Origin of the sequence: Acinetobacter sp. TYF_19 (genome assembly GCF_043105125.1) — a bacterium.
GTDB lineage: Bacteria > Pseudomonadota > Gammaproteobacteria > Pseudomonadales > Moraxellaceae > Acinetobacter > Acinetobacter johnsonii.
This window is the reverse complement of the sequence record NZ_JBICLH010000014.1, coordinates 1-431: the sequence shown is the minus strand read 5'-3', so window position 1 is coordinate 431 and position 431 is coordinate 1. Positions and strand designations below refer to the sequence as shown.

Annotated in this window: 1 protein-coding gene; it reads right to left on the bottom strand. The window is 38.5% G+C overall.

Annotated features, from left to right (window positions below):
• Window positions 1-164 precede the first annotated feature (164 nt).
• Window positions 165-431, bottom strand: a 267-nt coding sequence (locus ACF8FD_RS01750; RefSeq protein WP_392452964.1) for a carboxypeptidase regulatory-like domain-containing protein, incomplete at its 5' end; no start/stop codon positions are given.

The following is a 431-nucleotide window of genomic DNA, read 5'->3' as shown; positions in this document are numbered from 1 at the left end:
AGGTAATGGCAGTACACAAAGTAAATTCGATGGGTTTGCAGCCACTTCCGTGCTGGCAGGTTTGGCACCACTGTAATACGCAAAATATGCAGCACCAGCCCCACGATCTAAAAATTCAGCATGGGCTTGAAGTGCCACAATTCCCGCTTTTTTTGAAATTTGTATCATTTTGGCACCACATTATCTTGAATGACTGCATTAAATTTAAGTTTAGGATGATGTGCCACAATATAATATGAGCACTCATTACTTAAGTTTCCGAATTGATAATGGCCCTGATCATCTGTTAAGACATCAGCAAATAACAAACCTGACTTTCTTTCAAATAATCGAACACGACAAGGTATAGGCACTGATTTTTCGGTTACCTGCCCTTGAATCGTTTGAAAGTCGAAAGTCTTAAAAGCAATATTATCTTTAAATCGAACTGT